The sequence below is a fragment of the Verrucomicrobiia bacterium genome, from assembly GCA_026414565.1.
Taxonomy (GTDB): domain Bacteria; phylum Verrucomicrobiota; class Verrucomicrobiia; order Limisphaerales; family Fontisphaeraceae; genus Fontisphaera.
Map to the genome: position 1 here is coordinate 58068 of JAOAIT010000048.1, position 22090 is coordinate 80157.

23 protein-coding genes are annotated in these 22090 nt (G+C 63.3%); 9 read left to right on the top strand and 14 right to left on the bottom strand.

What is annotated here, in order from left to right:
- Positions 1 to 7: 7 nt before the first annotated feature.
- Complete coding sequence (gene argH / locus N3J91_10995) at positions 8 to 1435, bottom strand: argininosuccinate lyase (protein MCX8156953.1); 1428 nt, start codon at positions 1433 to 1435, stop codon at positions 8 to 10.
- Positions 1436 to 1623: 188 nt separating this feature from the next.
- On the opposite strand from argH, the gene N3J91_11000 reads away from it, so the two are divergent.
- Positions 1624 to 2154 (top strand): FHA domain-containing protein, encoded by a 531-nt coding sequence (locus N3J91_11000; GenBank protein MCX8156954.1) that lies wholly within the window; start codon positions 1624 to 1626, stop codon positions 2152 to 2154.
- Between the two features lie 24 nt (positions 2155 to 2178).
- Here the strand turns inward: N3J91_11000 and N3J91_11005 are convergent, their stop codons facing one another.
- The gene (locus N3J91_11005; protein MCX8156955.1) at positions 2179 to 2796 is read right to left on the bottom strand and encodes a hypothetical protein; all 618 of its coding nucleotides are present in this window, start codon (positions 2794 to 2796) and stop codon (positions 2179 to 2181) included.
- A gap of 44 nt (positions 2797 to 2840) precedes the next feature.
- Entirely contained in the window at positions 2841 to 3800 is a 960-nt protein-coding gene (locus N3J91_11010; protein MCX8156956.1) for an alpha/beta hydrolase, read from the bottom strand.
- Positions 3801 to 4051: 251 nt separating this feature from the next.
- Here N3J91_11010 and N3J91_11015 point away from each other — a divergent pair, with 251 nt between their 5' ends.
- Complete coding sequence (locus N3J91_11015; GenBank protein ID MCX8156957.1) at positions 4052 to 5245, top strand: hypothetical protein; 1194 nt, start codon at positions 4052 to 4054, stop codon at positions 5243 to 5245.
- Positions 5246 to 5272: 27 nt separating this feature from the next.
- On the opposite strand, the gene N3J91_11020 is transcribed toward N3J91_11015, so the two are convergent.
- Positions 5273 to 5983, bottom strand: a complete 711-nt coding sequence (locus N3J91_11020) for a DnaJ domain-containing protein (protein ID MCX8156958.1) — start codon at positions 5981 to 5983, stop codon at positions 5273 to 5275.
- A 205-nt stretch (positions 5984 to 6188) separates the two neighbouring features.
- Here N3J91_11020 and N3J91_11025 point away from each other — a divergent pair, with 205 nt between their 5' ends.
- Positions 6189 to 7097 carry a DMT family transporter gene (locus tag N3J91_11025; protein ID MCX8156959.1) on the top strand — a complete coding sequence of 303 codons (909 nt, stop codon included), beginning with the start codon at positions 6189 to 6191 and terminating at the stop codon, positions 7095 to 7097.
- Between the two features lie 24 nt (positions 7098 to 7121).
- On the opposite strand, the gene N3J91_11030 is transcribed toward N3J91_11025, so the two are convergent.
- From N3J91_11030 to N3J91_11045, 4 genes are read right to left on the bottom strand one after another with little or no spacing between them, the layout of a single operon-like run.
- Complete coding sequence (locus N3J91_11030; GenBank protein ID MCX8156960.1) at positions 7122 to 8345, bottom strand: hypothetical protein; 1224 nt, start codon at positions 8343 to 8345, stop codon at positions 7122 to 7124.
- On the bottom strand, positions 8342 to 8653 hold the full coding sequence (locus N3J91_11035) for a 4a-hydroxytetrahydrobiopterin dehydratase (protein ID MCX8156961.1): 312 nt from the start codon (positions 8651 to 8653) through the stop codon (positions 8342 to 8344). The genes N3J91_11030 and N3J91_11035 overlap by 4 nt, the downstream gene beginning before the upstream one ends.
- A gap of 46 nt (positions 8654 to 8699) precedes the next feature.
- Positions 8700 to 9092, bottom strand: a complete 393-nt coding sequence (locus N3J91_11040) for a hypothetical protein (protein ID MCX8156962.1) — start codon at positions 9090 to 9092, stop codon at positions 8700 to 8702.
- Positions 9052 to 9921 carry a DUF4339 domain-containing protein gene (locus N3J91_11045; GenBank protein ID MCX8156963.1) on the bottom strand — a complete coding sequence of 290 codons (870 nt, stop codon included), beginning with the start codon at positions 9919 to 9921 and terminating at the stop codon, positions 9052 to 9054. The genes N3J91_11040 and N3J91_11045 overlap by 41 nt, the downstream gene beginning before the upstream one ends.
- 280 nt (positions 9922 to 10201) lie before the next feature.
- On the opposite strand from N3J91_11045, the gene N3J91_11050 reads away from it, so the two are divergent.
- The 5 genes from N3J91_11050 (at position 10202) to purE (ending at position 14204) form a co-directional block, all read left to right on the top strand.
- Entirely contained in the window at positions 10202 to 11242 is a 1041-nt protein-coding gene (locus tag N3J91_11050) for a TRAP transporter substrate-binding protein (protein ID MCX8156964.1), read from the top strand.
- Positions 11242 to 11787: a TRAP transporter small permease gene (locus N3J91_11055; protein MCX8156965.1), complete on the top strand. Its 546-nt coding sequence runs from the start codon at positions 11242 to 11244 to the stop codon at positions 11785 to 11787. The genes N3J91_11050 and N3J91_11055 overlap by 1 nt, the downstream gene beginning before the upstream one ends.
- Positions 11784 to 13085, top strand: coding sequence for a TRAP transporter large permease (locus N3J91_11060; protein ID MCX8156966.1), 1302 nt, complete (start codon positions 11784 to 11786; stop codon positions 13083 to 13085). Before N3J91_11055 ends, N3J91_11060 begins: the two co-directional genes overlap by 4 nt.
- Before the next feature lie 17 nt (positions 13086 to 13102).
- The gene (locus N3J91_11065) at positions 13103 to 13573 is read left to right on the top strand and encodes a universal stress protein (protein ID MCX8156967.1); all 471 of its coding nucleotides are present in this window, start codon (positions 13103 to 13105) and stop codon (positions 13571 to 13573) included.
- Between the two features lie 127 nt (positions 13574 to 13700).
- A complete protein-coding gene (gene purE, locus N3J91_11070) occupies positions 13701 to 14204 on the top strand; it encodes a 5-(carboxyamino)imidazole ribonucleotide mutase (protein ID MCX8156968.1) in 504 nt (167 codons plus the stop codon).
- Between the two features lie 365 nt (positions 14205 to 14569).
- Here purE and N3J91_11075 read toward each other — a convergent pair whose 3' ends face one another.
- The 5 genes from N3J91_11075 to N3J91_11095 form a co-directional block, all read right to left on the bottom strand.
- The gene (locus N3J91_11075; GenBank protein MCX8156969.1) at positions 14570 to 15946 is read right to left on the bottom strand and encodes an MBL fold metallo-hydrolase; all 1377 of its coding nucleotides are present in this window, start codon (positions 15944 to 15946) and stop codon (positions 14570 to 14572) included.
- Between the two features lie 68 nt (positions 15947 to 16014).
- Positions 16015 to 16575, bottom strand: coding sequence for an NUDIX hydrolase (locus N3J91_11080; protein ID MCX8156970.1), 561 nt, complete (start codon positions 16573 to 16575; stop codon positions 16015 to 16017).
- The gene (locus tag N3J91_11085) at positions 16572 to 16787 is read right to left on the bottom strand and encodes a hypothetical protein (GenBank protein MCX8156971.1); all 216 of its coding nucleotides are present in this window, start codon (positions 16785 to 16787) and stop codon (positions 16572 to 16574) included. Before N3J91_11085 ends, N3J91_11080 begins: the two co-directional genes overlap by 4 nt.
- Entirely contained in the window at positions 16784 to 18370 is a 1587-nt protein-coding gene (locus N3J91_11090) for an AAA family ATPase (protein MCX8156972.1), read from the bottom strand. Before N3J91_11090 ends, N3J91_11085 begins: the two co-directional genes overlap by 4 nt.
- 143 nt (positions 18371 to 18513) lie before the next feature.
- The gene (locus N3J91_11095; protein ID MCX8156973.1) at positions 18514 to 19443 is read right to left on the bottom strand and encodes an aldo/keto reductase; all 930 of its coding nucleotides are present in this window, start codon (positions 19441 to 19443) and stop codon (positions 18514 to 18516) included.
- Positions 19444 to 19853: 410 nt separating this feature from the next.
- Here N3J91_11095 and infC point away from each other — a divergent pair, with 410 nt between their 5' ends.
- The gene (gene infC, locus N3J91_11100) at positions 19854 to 20609 is read left to right on the top strand and encodes a translation initiation factor IF-3 (protein ID MCX8156974.1); all 756 of its coding nucleotides are present in this window, start codon (positions 19854 to 19856) and stop codon (positions 20607 to 20609) included.
- Between the two features lie 103 nt (positions 20610 to 20712).
- Here infC and N3J91_11105 read toward each other — a convergent pair whose 3' ends face one another.
- Complete coding sequence (locus N3J91_11105) at positions 20713 to 22032, bottom strand: PQQ-binding-like beta-propeller repeat protein (GenBank protein MCX8156975.1); 1320 nt, start codon at positions 22030 to 22032, stop codon at positions 20713 to 20715.
- Between the last annotated feature and the right edge of the window lie 58 nt (positions 22033 to 22090).

Genomic DNA, 22090 nt, shown 5'->3' on the forward strand with positions numbered 1-22090 from the left:
CCGAGTTTCAGGAGGCGGAAAGGGTGCGCTTCCAGCGCGCGAGTTGTTTTTGCACTTCGCGGCGGCCAGGGGCGCCGGCGAGGTTGCGGCGCTCCATGGCCTGGCGCAGATTGAACACGCGGGGGGTGTCGGCGCCGAAGCGGCGGTCCACCCGTTGAAACTCCTCGTGCGTCCATTGGTCGAGCGGCTTGCCCATTTTTTCGGCCAGGGCCACCACGCTGCCGACCAGGTGATGGGCCTCGCGGAAAGGGACGCCGCGCTGGACGAGATAATCGGCCAGATCGGTGGCCAGAAGCTGCGGGTCGGCGGCGGCGCCGGCGCAGCGTTCGCGGCAGACGGTCACCTGCCCCAGCATGTCGGCCATGATGTTGACGGTGCGGAGGACGGTGTCGGCGGTGTCAAAGAGCCGCTCCTTGTCCTCCTGCAGATCGCGGTTGTAGGTCATGGGGAGGCCTTTGAGGAGGGCGAGGAGGGCCACGAGATTGCCCATCACGCGCCCGGCCTTGCCGCGGGCCAGTTCGGCCACGTCCGGATTTTTCTTTTGGGGCATGAGGGAGGAGCCGGTGGTGTAGGCGTCGCCGATTTGAATGAAGTTGAACTCGGCGCCGCTCCACAAGACGAGGTCTTCGGCCAGGCGCGAGAGGTGGACGGCGAGGAGGGCGGCGGCGGCGTTGTACTCGACGACGAAATCCCGATCACTGACGGCGTCCATGGAGTTTTGGGAGAGGCGCGGGCGGCCGCGGGCATCCACAAAGCCCAGCTCGCGGGCCACGGCTTCGCGGTCCAGGGGCAGGGTGGAGCCGGCGAGGGCGCCGCTGCCCAGGGGGCAGACGTTGGCGCGAAGGCGGCAATCGGCCAGGCGGCCGCGGTCGCGTTCGAGCATTTCGACGTAGGCGAGGAGATGATGCGCGAGGAAGACGGGCTGGGCGCGCTGCAGGTGGGTGTAACCGGGGATGACGACGTCCGCGTGGGCGGCGCCGAGGTCCACCAAGGCGCGCTGGAGGCGGCGGAGGGCGGCATCCAGTTCCTGGAGGTGATCGCGGAGCCAGAGGCGCATGTCGAGGGCGACCTGGTCATTGCGGGAGCGGGCGGTATGCAGTTTGGCGCCGGCAGGGGTGCGGGTGGTGAGCGCCGCCTCGATGTTCATGTGGACGTCCTCCAGCTCGGGACGCCATTGGAATTTGCCCTGCTCGATTTCCCGTTCGATGTCCGCCAGGCCGCGCTCGATTTCGCGGAGCTCCTGGCGGCTCAACAGTCCGACTCGATGCAACATGCGGGCGTGGGCCCGGCTGCCGGCGATGTCCTGCCGCCACAAGCGCCAGTCGAAGCTGATGGACTCGGTAAATTGGGCCACCGCGGCGGCCGGGCCGCTGGCGAAGCGGCCGCTGCGGGAGACCGGCGCGGTTTTGGTCGAAGATGATCCCTTGCGTTGCATGTGCCGGGCAAGTGTGCCGGGTTTGGCGGGCAAAGTCACGCCGGATTTGGGGGGCGCGGGGGGACAGGGCGGGGAGGAGGGAGTGCGGGTGAGGGGGAGGAGCCACGAGGGCAGAAAAGGAAAAACAGTTGCCAAATCGGTTTGACTTGGCCTGCGGCTGCTCCAATAATCTCCGGCGAAAGCAAGTTATGCCCAAACTAGTCGTGCTCAGCGAGGGGTTCACGGGTCGCACGTATGAGCTCAAGACGGAGCGCACCACCGTGGGACGTCTGGACGACAACACGTTTTGTGTGCCGGAGCCGTCGGTGTCCAGTCATCACTGTGAGATATTGCTGCAGGGGAGCGAGGTTTTGGTGCGGGATTTGAACTCGACGAACGGGACGTTTATCGGGGGGCAGCAGATTACGGAGGCGGTGCTGAAACCGGGGCAGATATTGCGGCTGGGCAACCTGCAGATGCGGCTGGAGGGGGATCAGCCGCCGCCGGCCAAAAAGGCGATGGATCAGACGGTGATCCTTCCCCAGGGGGTCAAGTTGAATGAACTGGAGACGGCCGGACCCAAGCCCTCGAACTTTGCGGACGACACGCAGTTTGGGAAAAAGAGGAATCGGGCCAACCTGATATTCATCGTGGTGGGGATCGTGCTGGGGCTGTTGGTGGCGGCGTTGCTGGTGTATGTGTTTATGAAGGCGGGCACGCTGACCTCGCCCAATCCCTGATTTTCAGCGGGCGCCGCAGTTTTTTCAACGGCCGCCGGAGGAGCGCATGAGGAGGTAGGTCATGCCCACGAGCACGCCCAAAAAAAGCAACACGGCCAGAATGGTGGCCACCCGCTTCAACCAGCGGGCCTGTTCCATGGCGGCCTCGGTGCGATGACGCTCGGCCTGGGCGAAGCGGTCAAACTCCCGTTCCAAATCCACGGTTTGGGGCGGTTCGGGGCGCAAGGAGAGCACGGTCCACGGCCCGCCCTGGTCGGCAAATTCCTTGGGGAAGCGCTCCAAGTTTTCGGCGGTGGGGGTGTGGAAGCCGTACCCATGCCAGAAGGGGGAGGCGAGCTGGGTCCACAAGCAGGTCAAAGCATGATTGTGGGCGAGGACTTCAATGCGCTCCCAGAATCGCTGCCGGAGGGTATCGGCCAGATCCCACTGGCGGAAGACCTCGCTGTGGAGATGGCCCTGGTGCTGGGCGATGCGCAAGCCGATGGCGCCCCAGAGGGTGCCCTCCCCATCCACCGCCACCTGGAATTCGGTGAAACGTTTTTCGAGGGTCTCCCAAGGAAGCTGCTCCTGCTTCCACAACTCGATGAGCTGGGGCAAGTCATCCACAGTGGCCCGGCGGACGTTGAGATGAGCTGCGTCCATAGCCCCATCCTAGGGCATGGGAGAGGAAATGTCACGCCCAGCTTTCAGGGGGCGGAGGCAGGATTGAGGCCGAGCAAATGCTGATCAAACCAATCGGCGAGCAGTCTGACATCCTGGAACATTTCCACCCAGCCGTGGCCGCGTCCCGGTTTGACGATGAGCCGGGCTTGGGCGCCGGCGGCGCGGGCCTTGGCGACGAAGGACTCGGCCTGCTGGATGGGGACCAATTTATCGGCGTCGCCATGGACAATCAGCGTCGGGGGGAGGTTGGAAGTGATGAAGTAGATGGGGGAGATTTCGCGGCCGTAGGAGAGGCGCTCCTGGGGTTGATCGGCCCGGGGACCGAAAGCGGCTTTGAAATCGCGCAGCAAGCCGATGCCCACCGCCAATTCGCCGGTTTTGCCATAATTCAGGAAATCGGTGGGAGGGAAAAAGCAGGCCACGGCCTGGACGGCGCTGCTGGCGCGGTCCACCGGGTCCTGGGCGTCGGGGCGGCCGGGCCCGCCCTGGGCGCCGAGCATCAAGGAGAGGTGGCCGCCGGCACTGGCGCCGCAAACGCCGAGTTTATTGGGGTTAATGCCCCACTGTTTGGCGTTGTACCGCACGAAGCGCGCGGCCCGGTGGACGTCTTCAATGATTTCCGGGATGGTGTATTTGGGCTGTGAACCATGGACCACGGCGAAGACGGTGTAACCCCGCTCCAGGAAAGGCCGGTAATGGGAGGGGTTGATGCCCGACTTGGAGGAGAAGAAACCGCCGCTGACGATGAACAAGATGCCGCAGCCATTGGTGCGGGCGGGTTCAAAAACATCCAGGGTGAGGGAAACTCCGTGTTTGCGTCCGTAGATGACATCCTCGGTGCGGCGGAAATCGGGCGTTTCCTGGGCGTGGGAAAGGCCCCCCGCCAAGGTGAGCCATGCGCCAGGCAGCGCGAGCAACAACAAGCCCAAGAATTGACGCCGGCGAGTCAGGCGGCCCATTGTCTTGCGGTTGGGAAAAGTCATGGCGGGAGGATGCCCAAACCCGTTTATGCTGGCAAATCTTGTTTATCCAGCCTGCTTAGGCCGGACAGGCACTTTTCGGATGCGTCCGGTATTGGCGGTGGGCATGGGCTGGGGCGATGATTCGCCTGGGCGGAAGCCCGGCCCGGGGCGGAAAAACCGGGGGGCGCCTTGTAACTTTTAGGTGGCTGTTCTCGTCTAAAACGGTGGTTGGAATTGACGTTGAGCCGGATGGCGCACTTATCATGCCGATTATGAATGACACAACTACCGCCGGCACAGGCGGCAACCGCCGTTTGAAGCTGGGCCTTGGGGTGGGGCTGGCCCTGGTCGTCCTTGGGGTGGGAGGCTGGTTGCTTATGGGGAATGCGCTTGCCTCCTGGAAGGCCCGCTGGGCTGTGGATCGTTATCTCAAGCAACAGAGCGGTCGCAGCAGTTTCACGGTGGAATTTCCCTTCCCCTCCAAGGCCGAGATGGCCAAGGTCGAGCCGCGCGAAGAAAAGAAAGTCCTGCCCCAAAAGGGCAAACGGACCGGCAAAGATTTTGACACGCTGCGGGATGAATATTTGAAGCGGAAATCGGCCATTTTGCGGATGGAAAACCGGGTGGGCGAAGCGGTGGAGGAAATCGCGATGCGCACCAATCTGGTGGCCAACCTGGAGAAGCAGGTGATGGAAGCGATGACGGCGGCGGCCACCAACGCCAACCGGCTGGCGGAGAATCTGTCCAACCAGGTGCGGCGGATTGCGTATTTGCAGGAGAATCTGCCCGGGTGGCGGGAGGAGCTGAAGAAGATACCGGCGCTGGAAAAGGAGCTGGAGCCGATCACGGCCGACTTGTGGGATTTTCAGCGGGCGTTTGCGGCCGCGGCGCCCGCCACGCCGCTGGTGAGCAACAACAGTTTGCAGCAGGCGCAGATGGCGCTGGCGATGGAGCACCGGAAGAAGCTCAATGAAGCCAAGAGCTATTCGGCGATGTACCAGGTGATTGGGGAGCAGTTGTACGTGGCCAAACGGCTGCTGGCCAGCGCGAATCTGCGCCACAAGCGGGTGGGGTTGAGCATGATCATGCAGGCCATGCAGTATTGTTGGAATGACGCCCAGAACAACTGGCTGGCGGCGCGGATTGCCGAGGGTTATCTCTGGCCCAACCTGGACGTGGCGGAGGAGGACCGGCGATCGCCGGTCAGTCTGGATGGGATTATCAACCTGTGCGTGGGGGCGTTTCGGGCGAACAATGAGACAGAAAAGGTAATCCGCAGCTATGAGCTGCTCATCCACGCCAATCCGCAGCGGGCGGACTGGGCCCGGATGCAGGTGGCCCGGATATACGAGCAGGAGGGCAATTACGAGGCGGCTTTGAAATCCTACCGGTCGGTGCAGAACACGAATGACAACCGGTGGGTGAACCAGGCGATTCAGCGCCTGGAGCAACGGGTCAAGAGGTAAGCCTCCCCTGCCCCACGGGCGGCGGGGTTATTCGTCGGGGTGGTCCGTCACACAGAAGCGGACGGTGAGGTAAAGGTTGGTGATGCCCAGGGGTTCCAAGGGGAGGTGGGCGAGGTAATGATTAACCACCTGGGGAGGATAGGAGACCTCCACGGGCGTTTCCCGGACCACCACTCCCAAGCCCCCGCAGCGGAAACAGGGGTATCCGCCGATGTGCCGTTCGCCCTCGCAGGTGGGACAGACGTGCTGGGCGGGGATGAGGAGGCGGACGTGGCCGCCCCAGCGGGCTTGGGCGGGGGTGATGGGGATATCAACGATTAGTTCCTCCACGTGCTCGGCTTTGGGATGTTCGGCGCCGTAGAAGTTGGTCCAGAGCCGGCCCACCACGTCTTCAAAGGAGGGACGGTAGGTTTGAAAAGACTGGGTGAGGGAGGCCTCGCCCAAGTTGATGCCTTCGTCGTCGGTGGCCCGCAAAGGCTCGGCGCGCCGGGGCTGGCGCAAAGGCTCAGCGGCGGACTGGCGCTGCTGGCGGCGCCGGCGGCGGGCGGCATCGTAAGCAGCGCGCAAACGTTCATTGCTGAGGACGCGGTAGGCCTCCTGGACTTCAATAAAAGGTTCTGCGTCCGCGCCAAAGCGATCGGGATGGGTTTCCAGGGCACGCCGCCGAAAGGCACTGCGAATTTCCTCCTGTCCTGCGTCCGGTTCGACGCCCAGAATGACGTAATAATCTTTCGCCATAGGAGTCGTCCATGCGCCACGCCCCGATGGGCGGTGGTAACGCCTTTATGATAATCCAAAGCTCCGGCGGGTGCAAGCCAGGCCGGACGGGGGATTGAGCAAGCGCTGGTTGCTGATGGTAGGGCGGCAGGCCGGGGGGGGAGGAAGCTTCCGTGCTTTGCCCTTGCCAAAGGCGGGCGCATGGCCAAGGTAGCGCGAGTGCGATATGCGGTGGAGTCATTTGTTGATCATGGTGGTGTTCAACGTCTGCTGGGCGGCGACGCTGCCCATCAACAAGGCGTTGGGCCAGTGGCTGGAGCCGGGGAGCATTGTGACGCTGCGGTTCCTGCTGGCGACAGTGGTTTTGGCGCCATTGTGGCGCTGGCTGCCCGGACCGGCGCTGCAGGGGTGGGACTGGCTGCGGGCGGGGTTGATGGGCCTGCTGGTATTTTGTGCCGGACAGCGCCTGCAAGTGCTGGGCAACGCGCTGGGCGGAGCCGGGAATAGCGCCGTGCTCATGGCGCTGGAGCCGCTGGTCACCTCGCTGCTGGCGGCGCTGATACTCAAGGAGGTGATCCCGTGGCGCCGGTGGGCTGGATTTGTGCTGGGGATGACGGGCGTGGGCCTGCTCAACGGGGTGTGGCGGCCGGAGTTTCAATGGACCAGTTTGACGGCGAATCTGATCTTCATGTCGAGCTTTGTGTGTGAGAGCGGTTATAGCATTTTGGGCAAGCCGGTGGCGCAGCGCGCCGGCAGTGCGCGCATTCTGGCCACGGCGTTGCTGGCGGGGACGTGTGCCAATCTGCTTTATGATGGCGGGGAGACGTGGCGCGCCGCGCAGAGTTTGCCGTGGCAGGCGTGGGCCGGGCTGGGTTTTATGGCGATCGTTTGCACTGTGCTGGGCTATACGGCGTGGTTGTGGGTCATCAAAGAGACGCCGGTGAGCCTGGTGGTGCTGACGATCTTTGTGCAGCCGCTGGCGGGGGTGCCGATGGCCGCTTATGCCCTGGGTGAACCACTGCACTGGGGACAGCTCTGGGGGGTGCTGGTCATCGGCGCCGGGCTGGTGCTGGGCCTGGTGGAATGGCCGGAGCGCCGGCGTCTTTCCCTGGCCAAGGAAGCGGTGGAGAATTGAGGTGCGGGGCTGCGAGCGGGCGGCTTATTCCACTCCATCCACCACGGGGCAGGCCAGGGGTTGGATGCGGCGGCCGGTGTGGCGTTCGTAAAGCACGGCCATTTTTTTGACGAAGGCCTCGTACTGGTTCCAGGTGACGAGGTTGACGGTGGCGCCGCCGAAACCGGGACCGGCGAGGCGGGCGCCCAGGCAACCGGGTTGTTCGAGGGCTTGCGCCACCAGCCAGTCCGCTTCGGGGCAGGAGATTTGCATGAAATCGCGCGCGCTTTCGTGGCTTTGGGTGAGGTATTGTCCGAATTGGAGGAAATCGCCTTCGCGCAGGGCGCGCTCGGCGAACACCACGCGGGCGGTTTCGCCCACGAGGTGATAGGCGCAGGCATATTCACGGTCACTCAAGCGCATGCGTCCGGCGCGGAGGAGGCTCAAGTCCACCGAGCGGAGGCTGCGGGCCTGGAGTTTTTGGGCGGCGGCGCGCCCGTCGGCCTGACAGGCCTGGAAGGCGGGGGCGGTGGTGTCGCCAATTACGCCGGAGGGACAAACCACGAGGACCGCCTGCCCGAGCAAGGGGAGCGGCTCCACTGATTGATGGCGACAGTCCACGCTCAAGGCATGATAGGCGCGCCCGCAAAAGGTGGCGTAATGCTCCACCACGCTGGAGGTGGCGGCGGGGAGGCGGCGGCTGGCCCGATGGGTCATTTGGGCCAGGATCAGCCGCTCCGGTTTGGCGGGCGGGGCCACCTGGCCATAACGGTCTCTGGGCGGGGGACGATTGAGGCAGCCGGTATCGGTAAGGCGGTAGGGATACAGTTTGCGGACGAGGAGGGCGGTGGCCGCCTGCCACGCGGCCTGTTCACCCAACCCCGATTGGGGGGGGATGGCGTCATACACCGCCAGATTGAAGCCGCGGAAGGGGACGCCGTGACGGCGCAGCTCCATGAGGACGGCCTTGATGGGGTCGGCCCATGGGTGGGCGGGATTGAACTGGATGTCACTCAGCCAGAAACAGTCGGAGGCCGCCTGTCCTGCGCAGGCCAGCTCGATTTTGCCGTCGGTGCGGGGGGAGGCGGCCATTTGGACATAGCGTCCGATGGCGGCCATGAGGGCGAGTCCTTCGTGGGGTTCGGCATGGTGTCCGAGGAGCTCGACGACGGCGGGCGCAGAGACGGTGAAGGCGGCCCGATAGCCAAAGGCCCGCTTGAAGGCCTGTTGGGCTTCCAAGGTGGGGCGAGGTGGGGAGCGGCGTTTCACGTTCCGGCATTGGCCGGGCCGGGCAGAGTTTGGGCCAGGCTGTCGCAGGCGGCAGCGAGGTCGAAATCTTTGCGGGTCAAGCCTCCGGCCTCATGGGTGGTGAAGGACAACACCACCTTGTTCCAGCGAATGTCAATGTCCGGGTGATGCCAGGCCTTTTCTGCCAGTTCGGCCACGCGATTGACAAAGGTCATGGCGGTGGGGAAATCGCGGAAGGCGTATTGGCGGCGGATGAGGGCGGGCTGGATCTGCCAGTGTTTGAGCGCGGCCAGGGACTGTTCGATTTCGTGCGGGAGCAAGGCATTCATGGACATAACATAATGCAGGAGAGCCGCGGGTAAAACTTGGGGCGGGTCACCGTCCGGAGGGGTTCAGCGGCGGGGGCGGAGAGGCGGCGGGAGGATGGTTTTCGCGGCTGCGTGCGGCGCGAATCAACTGAATGCTGCTGACCAAAGCCCAAAGCCAGGTGAGGATGAAGAGCGCCAGGCCGACGAGGAAGAGGAGGATGTAGCGATCGCGCCAGCCGGGGAATTCGGTGGTGGTGAACCAGCGCCCGTAGAACCCCACCAGCCCCACCAAGGCCATGATGAGGCCGCCTCCGGAAATTCCCATTTGCACCAGACCGCTTTTGCGCCGCGCCAGGATGGTTCCCAGTCCCGGCCAGAGGAAGAGATTGGCCGCCGCCATACCCCACGCCTGCGCCGGTTCAGGCGGCGGGGGGTTGTCGCCCGTTGAAAATAGCCTCATAGGCATAAGTTATCGCCGCAACGGTCACGGGGAAACTGATAAAAACGCCCACGCACAGCGCCAGCACGCCGAGGAGGTTGACGAGCGCGAGCACGAGGGCAAGGCCCAGGACCTGCCACCAGATTTTGTTGACCACGCGGCGGCTGATTTCCATGGCCGGCCAGAAATCCAGGCGGCGATCGATCATGAGGGGATAAACAAAGTAATAAGCAACCATGAGGTAGATGCCCGGGATGAGGCATAACAATAATCCCAGCGTGATGAAGAGGGAGGAAATGAGATAAAGGAGGAAAAGCTGCAAAAAGGCCATGGTAAAGCCGGCAAAGGCATCGCCGAGCACGGCTGGTTGCCCCCGGACTTTTTTCAGGAAATAGTGAAACAAGCCGCCCAACAAGGGGCCGATGAGCAAGAGGCCCACCCAGGCCATGTTGGTGGCGGTCATGATGACCATAATCAGGGCCGAGACGCCCACCACGGGCCAGAAATCAGAGGTGACCAGGCGCCAGCCGGCGCTTAAGCAGTCGCCGATGGAGAAGTGAAGGCCACGGGCGATGATGGCCGCCGCCTCCTGCTCCGGGTCCACCATGGCGGGAGCGGTCGTCGGCGCCGCGCCCGGAGGAGGCAGGGGTGCGGGCGCAGAGGGAGGGGTGGCGGCATCCGCAAAGCAGCCGGCAAACTCGGGAAAATCGCATAAGTTTCTCCAATCGGCCGCTCCCACCGCCTGGGCCCTGGTGGTGGCCACCGCCCGGCCCTCGCGGATCCATTGTTTAATCTCCTCGGCGGACACCGGGCCGTATTCCTTGCCGTCAGCGCCAATGATTTTGTACATAAAAAGATGGTGTTGGGGTTGAACCGCGGCGACAGAGTAAGCGGGGCGGCGAGCGAATGCAATCCAGGATTTGGGGATGAGAGGAGGGGGCGCGGTGTGGGAGGAGGTGGTCTGGTTGTTCAACAGTGTTGCTAATTGATTGTTTTTAATAATTTAATTGGTGAGCTGCCTGGGGGGTTTTGCCTTGCCAGACTCAACTTAAAAATTAGATAAATCCATAACCGGGCCACACGAGTTTTGACGAGGTGCGCGCCGGTGCAACAAGCAATCAATGAATCCTATGAAAACCATCCATTGGTGGCAAAGCGGCGGGTTGTGGCTGGCCGTGGTGTTGGGATTGAGCGCTCCGGGTTGCGGGAAGAAGGAGGAGGCGCCGGCGCCGGCGAAGGGCGAGGTGATCACGCTGAGCTACAGCGTGTTTTTTCCGCCGACACATGTGCAGGCGCAAACGGCGATGGCCTGGGCGGCGGAGATTGAAAAGCGGAGCGGCGGGCGGGTGAAGATCAACGTGGTGCCGGGGGGCGCCCTGACCCCCGCGCCGCAATGCTATGAGGGGGTGGAAAAAGGCATATCGGATTTGGGGATGAGCTGTTTTGCTTATACGCGCGGGCGTTTTCCGCTGCTGGAGGCGCTGGATTTGCCGCTGGGTTATCCCGATGGGGCCACGGCCACGCGGCTGGCCAACGAGATGCTGGCGAAGTTTAATCCGGCGGAGGTGGGCGGGGTGAAGGTGCTGTACATTCATGCGCACGGGCCGGGGATTCTGGCGTCGAAGAAACCGGTGCGGCGGCTGGAGGATTTCAAGGGATTGAAAGTGCGGGCGACGGGCCTGTCGGCGATGATTGTGGAGAGCCTGGGGGGCACGCCAGTGGCGCTGCCGCAACCGGAGACGTACGAGGCGCTGCAAAAGGGGGTGGTGGACGCCACTTTCTGTCCGATGGAAACCCTCAAGGGGTGGAAGCAGGGGGAGGTCATTCAATATGTGGTGGACACCTCGAAGATTGGCTACACGACGGCCATGTTCGTGGTGATGAATCAGAGCAAATGGCAGAAACTGCCGGCGGATTTGCAGAAGATTTTTACGGAGGTCAGCCAGGAATACGTGGTCAAACATGGGGCGGCGTGGGACGCCGCGGACCGCGAGGGCCGGGAATTTGTGGCGGGCCTGAAAAAGGAGTTCATCGAGCTGCCGCCGGGGGAGGTCCAGCGGATGCGTGAAGCGGTGAAGACCGTCCTCAACGATTACATCAAGCGGGCCAAGAGCCGCAACCTGCCGGGGGACGAGCTGGTGGCCGAGCTGCAGAAACGGCTGGGCCAGTGATGGGGAGCGAGATTCATCCGAGGCCGCGGGAGCGTCACCCGATGGCGGAGAAGGTGGGGGGCTGGCTCACGCGGCTGTTGCGCGGGGTGGTGCTGGCGCTGGCGGCCGTATCTGGTCTGTCGTTGCTGGTGATGGTGGCGTTGACCTGCGCGGAGGTGGTGCTGCGGGCGGTATTCAATGCGCCGATCAAGGGGACGGTGGACATGATCGGGCTGCTGTGCGCGCTGGCGATGATATGCGCCCTGCCCTACACCACCGCCATCAAGGGGCATGTGGCGGTGGAATACTTTTTCCTGAAACTGGGCCGGCGGGGGCGGATTGCGGCGGACACGTTATTGCGGCTGGTGCTGGCGGCGTTTTTTGTGCTGCTGGGGTGGTATCTGGCGCGGTATGGTCAGACCCTATACACCACGGGGCAGGTGAGCCAGACGGTGCAACTGCCGTTGTTCTGGCTGCCGTATGTGATGGCGTTCTGCTGCTGGGTCATTGTGGGGATCAAGATCTACCACATCTTTCATCCCGGCCAATCGTTGTTGAAACCATGAGTCCCACGGAGATCAGCCTGCTGGGCATAGGTTTGTTGTTGGTGCTGCTGATTTCCAGCATGCCAGTGGGCCTGGCGATGGCGGTGGCCGGGGTGGTGGGATTCGCGGTCATGACGAGTCCGGAGGCGGCGATGAACATGGCGGCGGCGGAGTTTTTCGGCACGCTGTCCAAGTACGATCTAAGCACCATTCCGCTGTTCATTTTGATGGGCCAGGTGGCCTTTCACACGGGCATCAGCCAGGGGTTGTTTCATGCGGCCTACCGCTGGCTGGGGCATTGGCGGGGGGGGCTGGCGATGTCCACGGTGGGGGCCTGCGCGGCTTTTGGGGCGATTTGCGGGAGCGGGCCGGCCACGGCGGCCACGATGGCGGCAGTGGCGCTGCCGGAGATGCGGCGTTACAAGTACAGCATGGAGCTGGCAACCGGCTGCGTGGCGGCGGGGGGTTCGCTGGGGATGATGATCCCGCCGAGCATTGTGTTCATTGTGTATGCGATTCTGACGCAGCAATCCATTGGCAAACTGTTCATTGCGGGCGTGGCGCCGGGGATTGTGACGGCCATCCTTTTTTGCGTGGCGATTTCCCTGGTATGTCGTCATCGCCCCGAGATGGGGCCGGCGGGGGAGACTTTTTCGTGGCGGGAGCGGCTGGTTTCGCTGAAAGACATTTTGGAGACGTTGGTGATTTTTGTGGCGGTGATGGGGAGCATGTTTGCCGGTTATTGCACGGCCACGGAGGCGGCCGCCATCGGGGCCGCGGCGACGCTGGGGGTGGGGTGGTTCAAGAAGCGGCTGACGTGGGGGGCCCTGAAGCAATGCCTGTGGGAAACCATCCGGACCTCCTGCATGGTGATTGTGATTGTGGCGGGGGCGCTGATATTTGGGCGTTTTCTGGCGGTGACGCACACGCCGGCGGCGCTGGCGGAATGGATAGGGCATCTGCCCTTGCCGCCGTGGGGGATCATGGCGGCCATAATTTTATTTTATCTGGTGGCGGGCTGCTTTGTGGATGCCCTGGCGTTAAATCTGCTGACGATCCCCATTTTTTATCCGGTGGTGGTGGCGCTGAACTTTGATTTGATCTGGTTTGGGGTGATCATTGTGCTGGTGACCCAGATGGGGGTGATCACGCCGCCGGTGGGGGTCAACGCCTATGTGGTGAGCGGGATGGCGCGCGATGTGCCCCTGCCCTTGATCTTCAAGGGCGCCCTGCCCTTTCTCCTGTGCCTGGTGGTGGTGGCGGCCCTGATGGTGATGTTTCCGCATTTGGTGCTTTTTTTGCCGTCGCTGCTGCAGTAGAATAATTGGGCAGGCCTATGAACAGCACCGCCCCCACCGCCGCCGCGCCGATTTTCCGTCACATCCTGTTCTGCACCGATTTTTCGCCGGGGGCGGATCATGCTTTTGAGACGGCACTGCGGCTGGCGGAGTTGTCGCCGGAGACGCAGTTCACCCTGCTGCATGTGATTCCGGAGACGGATGCCCAGTTTTGGAAGTCATACATCTACGAGGTGGATCACGTGGACGCGAAGGCCCAGCATGACATCCATGCGAAAATCAAGTCGGCGTACCTCTCGCGGCTTTCGCCGGGGCGTCATTTGAAGGTGGAGCTGCGGATTGGGCAGGCGGCGGAGAAAGTCCTGACGCTGGCGGCGGAGCGCGGGGTGGATTTAATCGTGGTGGGCCGGGAAGGCGGGGGACGGCTTACGCAAGCGTTGTTTGGGCGGACGGCCGAGAAAATTGTGCGCAAAGCGCGCTGTCCTGTGCTGGTCATTCCGCACGTTTAGGGGGGGCGCGGAGGGGGCATGGAATTCTGCCGGATTTAGTTGCCAAAAAGGACGGGCGGGGCTTAATTCTGCACCGCCATTTGCAGGCGAGAACAGACAACTGAAAACACATTAAGCATAATCAACTATGAGCGAGCCGCGAAAACCCCTGGTAGGTGTCATCATGGGCAGCCAGTCCGACTGGGAAGTGATGCAACACACGGTGAAGCAATTGCAGGCGCTGGGCGTGCCGTGCGAAGCCCGGGTCATCAGCGCCCATCGCACGCCGGATGTGCTGTTTGAGTATGCCTCCACCGCCGCTGCGCGGGGGCTGGAGATCATCATTGCCGCGGCGGGCGGGGCGGCGCATCTGGCGGGCGTCACCGCCGCCAAGACGTGTTTGCCGGTGCTGGGGGTGCCGATGGAGTCGGCCTCGCTCAAGGGGCTGGATTCGCTGCTGAGCATGGTGCAGATGCCGGGCGGTGTGCCGGTGGGCACGCTGGCGATTGGCAAACCCGGGGCCATCAACGCGGCGTTGCTGGCCACGGCGATGCTGGGCAACAAGTATCCGGAATTCCGCGCGGCCTACGAGAACTTCCGGAAACAACAAACCGAGAAAGGGGTGGCCAATCAAACCCTGCCGCCGGTTTGAGGGGCTGGCCAGATGCTTTCCACACCGCCTTGCAGCCGTGCCGAGGGCATTCCAGGCGCGAGGTGTCCGGTGTTGGGCTGATGCGCCGGTGGGGTTGCGCCTGCCGGGATGGCGCGGAGGAAGTGGATTTTGTCGTCAGCCACGGCGGCCAAGGTTGGGCCATCAAAATTAAAAGCGGGCGGAACAAAATCAGTGGATTAACCGCCTTTAGGAGGCGGTAACCCAAGCCGGTGGCGTGGGTGATCGGCGCCGGAGCCTTGAGCTGGAGGAATTTTTCTCCCGTCCGGCCGCGGCATGGTTGGCGTGATGCACGGGGGCGCGCTTTCCGGCAAGGAAGTGCCGACGGGGCCAGCGCGGGGCGCGGCTTACACCTGCACGGTCTCGCCGGGGCCGGGCTGGAGGACCTTGATTTTGGGGTGACGGCGGGCAATTTGCGCAGCAAACCAGTGGCGGGCGGCGTCATCGCCGTGGGCGAGGATGACGACCCGGGGGGACACCTGGCCAACAAAGTCCAACAAATCCTCGCGTTCGGCGTGGGCGGTGAGGTCAAAGTCGAGGACCTGGCAGCGGTGGGTAACTTCGCCGCCGGAGGCGGAGAAGAGGAATTTGTCGCCGGGGCGTGAGGCCTTGAGGCGGCCGGCCGGGGTGTCGGGGTCCGCGTAGCCGACGAAGAAGATGGCCTGGCGTTCATCGCCGATCATGCGCAGGGCGAGGTCATGGGAGGCGGTGCCTTCGTTCATCATGCCGGAGGTGAGCACGAACAAACGGCCGCCGCTCAGGCGCATATCGCGGGCCTGCTGGGAGTCCAGCACGACGAGATTCAGGGCCTCGTGGAGCAGGAGGTTGGCGTGCTGGCGATGGGTGCGGCGCGCCTGGAGGTCATAGATTTCCGTGAAGACCCGGCCCAGGCCGCCGATGTACACGGGCTGCGGTTTGAGCCGGCCACTGCGCATGAGGAGGGCCAGGAGGGCCAGCATTTCCTGGGTGCGCCCGAGGGCGAAGGTGGGGATCAAGATGGCGGCCTTGCGTTTGAGGGCCTCCACGAGCGCCTGGGTGAAACGCTCCACTTCCGCGGCGCGGCTGTAGCCGGGAGGCGTCTTCCGTCCGCCGCGGGTGGTTTCGAGGATCAGGACTTCGGCCTGCACATCTTCAAAACGCGCGCCGCGGAGGATGGTTTGATCGTGGAAGGCCACATCGCCGGTATAAAAGAGGCTTTCCTGTTTGCCGCGGACCAGCATGCCGGCGGCCCCCAGGGCATGGCCGGCGTCGAAGAACTCCAGGGTGGGGGAGGCAAAACCGCTGCGCATTTTATGAAAGGCGGCCCATTCGATTTCGCGGTTGTAACGGAATCCCTGAAACAAGGGTTCGATTTCGTCCACCTCATCGTGGGAATAAAGGGGGTAATCCTTGATGCCAAGCTCGTCGCGCTGGCGTTTCATGACGTTGACGGAGTTGTGCAAGACGCGCCCGGCGAGGAAATAGCTCAGCTCGGTGAGCAGGACGTGGGCCTTGGGCCAGTAGCGCAAGGCCACGGGGAGGGCCCCAACGTGATCATGGTGGCAATGACTGATGGCGATGGCGTCCACTTCCAGGCCCTTGACTTGATCAAACATGGGGAGGGCCTCGCGGCCGTCGCGTTTGGGGTGGATGCCGGCGTCCATCAGGAGGCGGTGGCCTTCGATTTCCACGAGCCAGGCGCTGGCGCCGATGGCGGTGTCGGGATTGAGATTGGTGACTCGCATGTTGGTTACCTTTGAATTATGGCGTGGAGCATCTGGGAAAAGATTATTCCGCTTGCGCCGGGGAGAGGTCAATGGGGCCCGGCCTGGCCGCGGCGGTACAATTCATAATGAAAGAGGGCCGCCACCACGAGGGAATGGCGGATGCGTCCGGCCGCCACGAGGGCGGGGATTTCCGCGACGGGCACGAGGTGGGTGCGCAGGTCTTCGCAGGGATCGAAGCGGGTGGGATGCCGGGGATGGCAGCGCTCCACCAGGATGGTGTGGCAGGTGTTGGTCATGATGGCGGGATTGGGGAAGACCTGCCCAATGATGCGGGCCTGCTCGCCTTCGTAGCCTGTTTCCTCGCGCAGCTCGCGCAGGCCCGCGGCCAGCGGGGAGCTGTCGGAAGGGTCCATGACGCCGCCGGGGATTTCCCATTCGATGGTTTTGGAGCCGTGGCGGAATTGCTCGACCAGGAGGATCTGGTCGTCGGGCGTGACGGCCACGACGTTGACCCAGTCCGGGCATTGCAGGACGATAAACTCGTGCTCACGGCCATCGAGCGGGGAGGTTTTGGTTTCGGCGTGGAGGTTGAACACGCGGAAGTTGCCCAGGAATTTGGAATGTTGCACCGGCCAGGGTTGAATCATGGCTCCGTCACCTCCGGGCCGCGTTGCTGGGCGGCCCAACCTTGTTGCATTAATTTGAGCAAATGGGCGAGCGCCTCGGCCTTGCTGTGGCCCGTCTGGGCCGCCAACTGGGCTGCCCGCCGGTCCAGATGTGCGGCCATCTCGGGGGACTTGTCGGGTGGACACCCGAGGCGGCGCAGGATTTCAGCCAGGGAGTGCAGTTCTGAGGTCATGTCTGGGGCGCCGGCTGGTCGGGCGGAGGGGTGCTCTCGCCCGTGGTTTGGCGATAACTGGCCACCACCCAATCGCTCAAGGTTTTCTGGGGGTCCTTGATTTCGGGCACGTCCAGGGTGAAGCGGGTCTGGCCGGTGTTGGTGGCGATGAGTTTGAGGCCGAATTGAAAATCCTTGAATTTGGTGGCGCAGAGGTCGCGGACGGGGACGTTTTGCGCGCGCGCCTCAGCAATGAGCGCCTCGATCGCCGCGGGGGTAAACTCCAGGGTCATCTTGAAACTTTCCTGGAATCGCCGGGCGAATTCCTGGACCACCTGGCGGAGCATGGCGTGCTCCTGCTCCGCCTGGGCGCGGGCGAGGAGTTCGGGGTCCACGACGGGGTGGTCCACGAGCTCGCGGGTGACCACCAGCCGCCTGATGGGGAGGGAGGGCAGCTCGAATTTGAAATTGCGGAAGGTCCGCTCGCAGACGGTCATCAGGCCGCGCGCGCCGGTTTTTTCCTCGGCCGCCAGCTCGGCGATGCGGCGGAGGCCATCCTCCTGAAAGAGCACTTCGATGCCGTAGGCGCCGAAGTCCTGTTCGTACTGGCGGATGATACTGCCTTCGGAGTTTTTCAAGATGTTGAACAGGTCCTCCACCTCGAGGGGCTGGCAGACGACGCGGACGGGGAGGCGGCCGATGAACTCGGGCTCGAAGCCGTACTCCACAAAATCGCGCGTGGTGACCTGGGTGAAGGGGTCTTCGTCCTTGACGGCCACGCCGGCGGCAAAGCCGATGGTGGCCTCGCGCAGCCGGCGTTTGATGATGGTGTCAAGTCCGGGAAAGGCGCCGCTGACGATGAAGAGGATGTGTTTGGTGTTGATGGTGCTGGCGGAGCGCCGGCCATGGCGGGTCAGCTCCATCATGGCCTGGATTTGGCCGGCGATGTCCTGGGGGGAGCGGGCGGGGACTTCGGTTTCCTCCATCAGCTTGAGCAAGTTGGTCTGGACGCCGCGGCCGCTGACATCGCGGCCGGTGGCGGTGGGGACGCTGGCAATTTTATCAATTTCATCAATGTAAATGATGCCATACTGGGCGCGGCGGACATCGCCATCGGCCCGGCGGAGGAGCTCGCGGACCATGTCCTCCACATCGCCGCCGACGTAGCCGGTTTCCGAGAATTTGGTGGCATCGGCCTTGACGAAGGGGACGCCGATCAGCTCGGCGGCGCAGCGGATGAGATAAGTTTTGCCGACGCCTGTGGGGCCGAGGAGGATGATGTTCTGCTTGGTGTAGTTGGGGTGGGCGCGTCCCTGCAGGGCGAGCCGCACGTGGTTGTAGTGATCGCAGAGCGCCACGCTGAGGACCTTTTTGGCCTCGTCCTGTTTGATGACGAAGCGGTCCAGGTAGGCCTTCACCTCGCGCGGTTTGAGGGTGAAATTAAATTCACTCGCCGCCTGCTCGGCGGCGGCAGCGCCGCCGGCCTCCGGTTCAGCCTCCGGCGCGCCGGCGGTGGGAGGGCCGCCGGGGAAGGCCCGTCGCAACATTTCTTCCATCTGCCGCCGGAACTCCTCCGGCGAAGGCAGGGAACTTTGGATGGTCATGGTTCGCTGCATTGCTGGATGGCAGCCCGCGGGCTGCCGGGGAGTAATATGCCTGCAGGCATTGGCGTCTGGCCAGTGGTTTGTGAAAAAAACGGGCGGCCTCGCTGCCGAGGGCCGCCCGTCACGCACGCTCCCACGCCTGCTCAGGACTTCAAAACGGCATTCAGCCGGGTGATGGTTTCGTCGGTTTCCTCGGTTTTGCGCATGCCGAGGGTCATGGCGTCCACCAGCGCGTTTTGGATGACGTAACGCAGGGAGGCGTCCTTGTCCTCGCCCTTGGTGAACTGGCCGGCGCCGTAGATCTTCATGCCGACGACAAACTTGCCATTGGCGCGGGCCTGTTTGAGGACGGGGGCGACTTCCTCCACCGAGGCATCCATAACGCTGCCTTTGTGGTTGATGCGGGCAAAGATGACGTCCACCCAGGGATCGCTGGCGGCGATTTTGAGGGCGCCGAAATGATGGCACGAGACGCCCACAGCCCGGACCACCTTTTTTTGTTTCAGTTCGGCCAGCTCGTCACGGATGCGCGCGTATTCCTGCACCCACTTGTCGTTGAGGAGGCAGTGGATGAGGCAGACGTCGAGGTAGTCGGTGCCCAGCTCCTTGCGGAAGCGGTCCACTTCCTGGACAGCGCCGCCACTGGCGAGGTTCCAGTACTCGGTGCGGGGCCAGATTTTGGTGAGGAGGGCGTACTTGTCGCGGGGCAGGCGGCGGATGGTGTCGCGGATGTAGGTGTGGGTGCCGTAGAGGTCGGCCGTGTCAATGAAACTGATGCCGTGGTCGAGGTCATAGCGGAGGAGGCGGTCGAAAGCGTCCTTGCCCATGCGGGTGTGATCGGACATGCGCGCGCCACCGTTGTAGCCGGTGCCCTGGGCCAGGAAGGAAACCTTCACGCCCGTGTTGCCGATGGTGACCAGGTCGGCATGGGACTTGACGGTGATGGGTTTGGGGTCTGCCGCCTTCAACCAGAGGGGTGCGCTGGCCGCCAGGCCGGCGCCGACCACGGTGGTCTTGAGAAAACTACGGCGCGAAGTGCCATGTCCCGAGCAAAAAGTCGTTGGCGAGGTCATATTGTTATCGCTGAGTTTATTTTTACGGTGACAAACCTAACCCAATCCCCCCGGCATTGCAAACCTCAAAAAGGCGCACGAGGAATTGAGCACGGTGCATTTTCACGCAGCGGGAAGGCCCCTGGGGGGCGGCTTTCCGTTCATTCCATCTGGCCGGCACCAGGTTGGGCGAAGCTGCATGTTTGGTGGCTGTTTGGGCGTTTATGAGAGGAGGGGGTCCCCTGCCCTGCCCTGAGATTTGGCGGGGCGGCGGTGGGTGGCGATTTGGCGGGGCGGGCGCATTTTTCTGCTTGCCTGTGAGGCAGGCGGATGGCAATTTGATGCGTGATGAGGGCCGCCGGGTGGCGGCCGGCAGATCGTAATGCTGCCTTGAGAGAAACTATGAACAACTTCTTATTGGTGAGGGCCGCTTGAGCCAGCCACGCCCTCATCATTCTTCCGGGTCGTCGCATTCCTTCATCAGGATCAATGGCAAAATCCGTGCCCGCGAAGTCCGGGTGATTGGCGACGACAATAAACAGTTGGGTGTTTTTCCCCTGGGTGATGCCCTCCGCATGGCGCGCGAGCGCGGGGTGGATTTGGTGGAGATCTCGCCCAATGCGAATCCTCCCGTCTGCCGGCTGGTGGATTATGGCAAATACCGCTACGAGCAGGAGAAGAAGGAGAAGGAGCAGCGGAAACACCAGCATGCGAACAAGATGAAGGAGGTGCAGCTCAGCGCGACGATTGACCCGCACGATTTCAAGGTCAAGCTGCGCCATGCGATTGATTTCCTGTGTGACGATATGAAGGTGAAGGTGACGCTGCGCTTTCGCGGGCGGGAGATGGCCCACCAGGAGATCGGCATGCAGCAGGTGGACAAGTTTGTGCAGGAGCTGCGGCCGTGGGGACAGGCTGATTATACGCCCAAGCTGGCGGGGCGGAATGTGCATGTGACGATCAGTCCCCTGCCCAAGAACAAGCGGGCGAAACACCCGGATGAGGCCGAGGCCCAACCCGCGGGCGGGCCGCCGGGTGGCAGCCCGAAAGCTGCGGCGGCCGAGCGTCCCGCCGGTGCTGCGCCAGGCGCACGTGGGGAGCCGCCAGCCTCTGTGCCGGCTGCACAGGCTGCGCAGGCTGGCGGTTTTGGCAACAATCCGTTTTCGCAACTGGAGATCAAATCGTAATTCTGGCGGTCAAGCGTTAGATCGCGAAAAACAAAAAGGCCCCGGCGGTCACCGGGGCCTTTGGTTTTTCACGGGGGGCAGCTTTGCGCTGCGGGGGGGCGGCCTATTTGCCGATGCAATATAATTTAGCGCCGGTGCGGATGAAGAGGTTGCCGTAGGCGGGAACGATGGAGGAACGCAGGTCGCGGTCCTCCGCTTCCCCGCCCATGGGGATGGTGGCGAGCGGGTTGAAGGAGTCGCCTGCGGCCACGACAAAGACCTCGCCGGTGTGGTTCATGACATAGATTTTGCCGTCGGCGCCGGTGGGGGAGGCTTCGATTTTGCTGCGGCCGCCCAGATCGCCGGTCCAGAGCACTTTGCCGGTGAGCGGCTCAATACAACTCAAGGTGCGGCGATCACTGTTGAGGACGTAAAAACGGCGCTGATAGTAGAGGGGGGTGGAGACATCGGTGGACACGGCGCGATCGGTGCTTTGCCAGGCGATGTCGTTGTCGCTGAGCACGCCGTTGCGGCCGAGTTTGACGGCGATCACCGGCCCGCCCTTGGGCGCACAGGCCAGGGCCACCCCTTCTGCGGCCACCGGGGAGGGAACCAGCCGCCAGTGGGTGATGCGTTGGGGATTCCAGGTGCCCCAGCGCCAGAACTCCTTGCCGGTGGCGGGGTCGTGGCCGCTGATGCAGTCGCCGCCCACAATCAGAATCTCGGTGCGGCCGGCGTGGGTGTGGGGGATGGGCGTGCTGAAGGCCTCGCGGGATTCTTCCCGCGCCTCGCTGGGGCGGACGTGGCGCCACAGCTCTTTGCCGGTGGCCGGGTTAAGGGCCAGCAGATAGGATTCGTTGGGGCCGTCGCTGCGGCCGCGGCCGTTGACGGGGACATCCCGCTGCAAGACCTGGAGGTAAAGCCGGCCGTTGTAGAGCAGCGGGCTGCTGGAAAAAGTCCACAAGAAGGCAAAAGCGCCGTAGTCCTGCTGGATGTTGCGGGACCAGAGTTTGTTGCCGTTGAAATCGAAGGCGGCGAGTTCGCCGTTGCCAAAGAAGAACCAGACGGTTTTGCCGTCGGTCAACGGCGAGGGGGAGGCATAGGTGCTGCGATTGTCCTGGCCGAAGCCGTCGCTGACTTTGCGCTGCCAGAGGATCTTGCCGGTGCGACGATCCACGGCGATGGCCATGAGTTCGCGGGTGGCACGTACCGCCGCGGTGAGGAAGACGTGGTTGTCCCACACTGCGGGCGTGGCTGCAGAAACGCCGGGCAGGTCGGCCACCCATTTGACGTTATTCGTTTTGCTCCATTGGGTGGGCAGGTTGCGCTCGGGCGAGCTGCCGTTGAACTCCGGGCCGCGCCATTGGGGCCAGTTGGCAGCGTGAAGTTGGACAGCCAGCGCAAACGCGCCGGTGGCGAGAAGAAGGTGATAAGGGCGTTTCATGTGTTGCAAAAGTAGCGCCGTTTGAACGAAAAGACGAATGTTATCAGCGGGATATTCA

What these genes read in the sequence shown, in the direction of transcription:
- N3J91_11080 (MCX8156970.1), bottom strand. Translation starts at nt 16,575, where the DNA reads ATGATTCAACCCTGGCCGGTGCAACATTCCAAATTCCTGGGCAACTTC.
- N3J91_11010 (MCX8156956.1), bottom strand. Translation starts at nt 3,800, where the DNA reads ATGACTTTTCCCAACCGCAAGACAATGGGCCGCCTGACTCGCCGGCGT.
- N3J91_11050 (MCX8156964.1), top strand. Translation starts at nt 10,202, where the DNA reads ATGAAAACCATCCATTGGTGGCAAAGCGGCGGGTTGTGGCTGGCCGTG.
- N3J91_11090 (MCX8156972.1), bottom strand. Translation starts at nt 18,370, where the DNA reads ATGACCATCCAAAGTTCCCTGCCTTCGCCGGAGGAGTTCCGGCGGCAG.
- argH (MCX8156953.1), bottom strand. Translation starts at nt 1,435, where the DNA reads ATGCAACGCAAGGGATCATCTTCGACCAAAACCGCGCCGGTCTCCCGC.
- N3J91_11035 (MCX8156961.1), bottom strand. Translation starts at nt 8,653, where the DNA reads ATGAATGCCTTGCTCCCGCACGAAATCGAACAGTCCCTGGCCGCGCTC.
- N3J91_11040 (MCX8156962.1), bottom strand. Translation starts at nt 9,092, where the DNA reads ATGAGGCTATTTTCAACGGGCGACAACCCCCCGCCGCCTGAACCGGCG.
- N3J91_11045 (MCX8156963.1), bottom strand. Translation starts at nt 9,921, where the DNA reads ATGTACAAAATCATTGGCGCTGACGGCAAGGAATACGGCCCGGTGTCC.
- N3J91_11025 (MCX8156959.1), top strand. Translation starts at nt 6,189, where the DNA reads ATGCGGTGGAGTCATTTGTTGATCATGGTGGTGTTCAACGTCTGCTGG.
- N3J91_11095 (MCX8156973.1), bottom strand. Translation starts at nt 19,443, where the DNA reads ATGACCTCGCCAACGACTTTTTGCTCGGGACATGGCACTTCGCGCCGT.
- N3J91_11075 (MCX8156969.1), bottom strand. Translation starts at nt 15,946, where the DNA reads ATGCGAGTCACCAATCTCAATCCCGACACCGCCATCGGCGCCAGCGCC.
- N3J91_11000 (MCX8156954.1), top strand. Translation starts at nt 1,624, where the DNA reads ATGCCCAAACTAGTCGTGCTCAGCGAGGGGTTCACGGGTCGCACGTAT.
- purE (MCX8156968.1), top strand. Translation starts at nt 13,701, where the DNA reads ATGAGCGAGCCGCGAAAACCCCTGGTAGGTGTCATCATGGGCAGCCAG.
- N3J91_11085 (MCX8156971.1), bottom strand. Translation starts at nt 16,787, where the DNA reads ATGACCTCAGAACTGCACTCCCTGGCTGAAATCCTGCGCCGCCTCGGG.
- N3J91_11105 (MCX8156975.1), bottom strand. Translation starts at nt 22,032, where the DNA reads ATGAAACGCCCTTATCACCTTCTTCTCGCCACCGGCGCGTTTGCGCTG.
- N3J91_11065 (MCX8156967.1), top strand. Translation starts at nt 13,103, where the DNA reads ATGAACAGCACCGCCCCCACCGCCGCCGCGCCGATTTTCCGTCACATC.
- N3J91_11055 (MCX8156965.1), top strand. Translation starts at nt 11,242, where the DNA reads ATGGGGAGCGAGATTCATCCGAGGCCGCGGGAGCGTCACCCGATGGCG.
- N3J91_11005 (MCX8156955.1), bottom strand. Translation starts at nt 2,796, where the DNA reads ATGGACGCAGCTCATCTCAACGTCCGCCGGGCCACTGTGGATGACTTG.
- N3J91_11015 (MCX8156957.1), top strand. Translation starts at nt 4,052, where the DNA reads ATGAATGACACAACTACCGCCGGCACAGGCGGCAACCGCCGTTTGAAG.
- N3J91_11060 (MCX8156966.1), top strand. Translation starts at nt 11,784, where the DNA reads ATGAGTCCCACGGAGATCAGCCTGCTGGGCATAGGTTTGTTGTTGGTG.
- N3J91_11020 (MCX8156958.1), bottom strand. Translation starts at nt 5,983, where the DNA reads ATGGCGAAAGATTATTACGTCATTCTGGGCGTCGAACCGGACGCAGGA.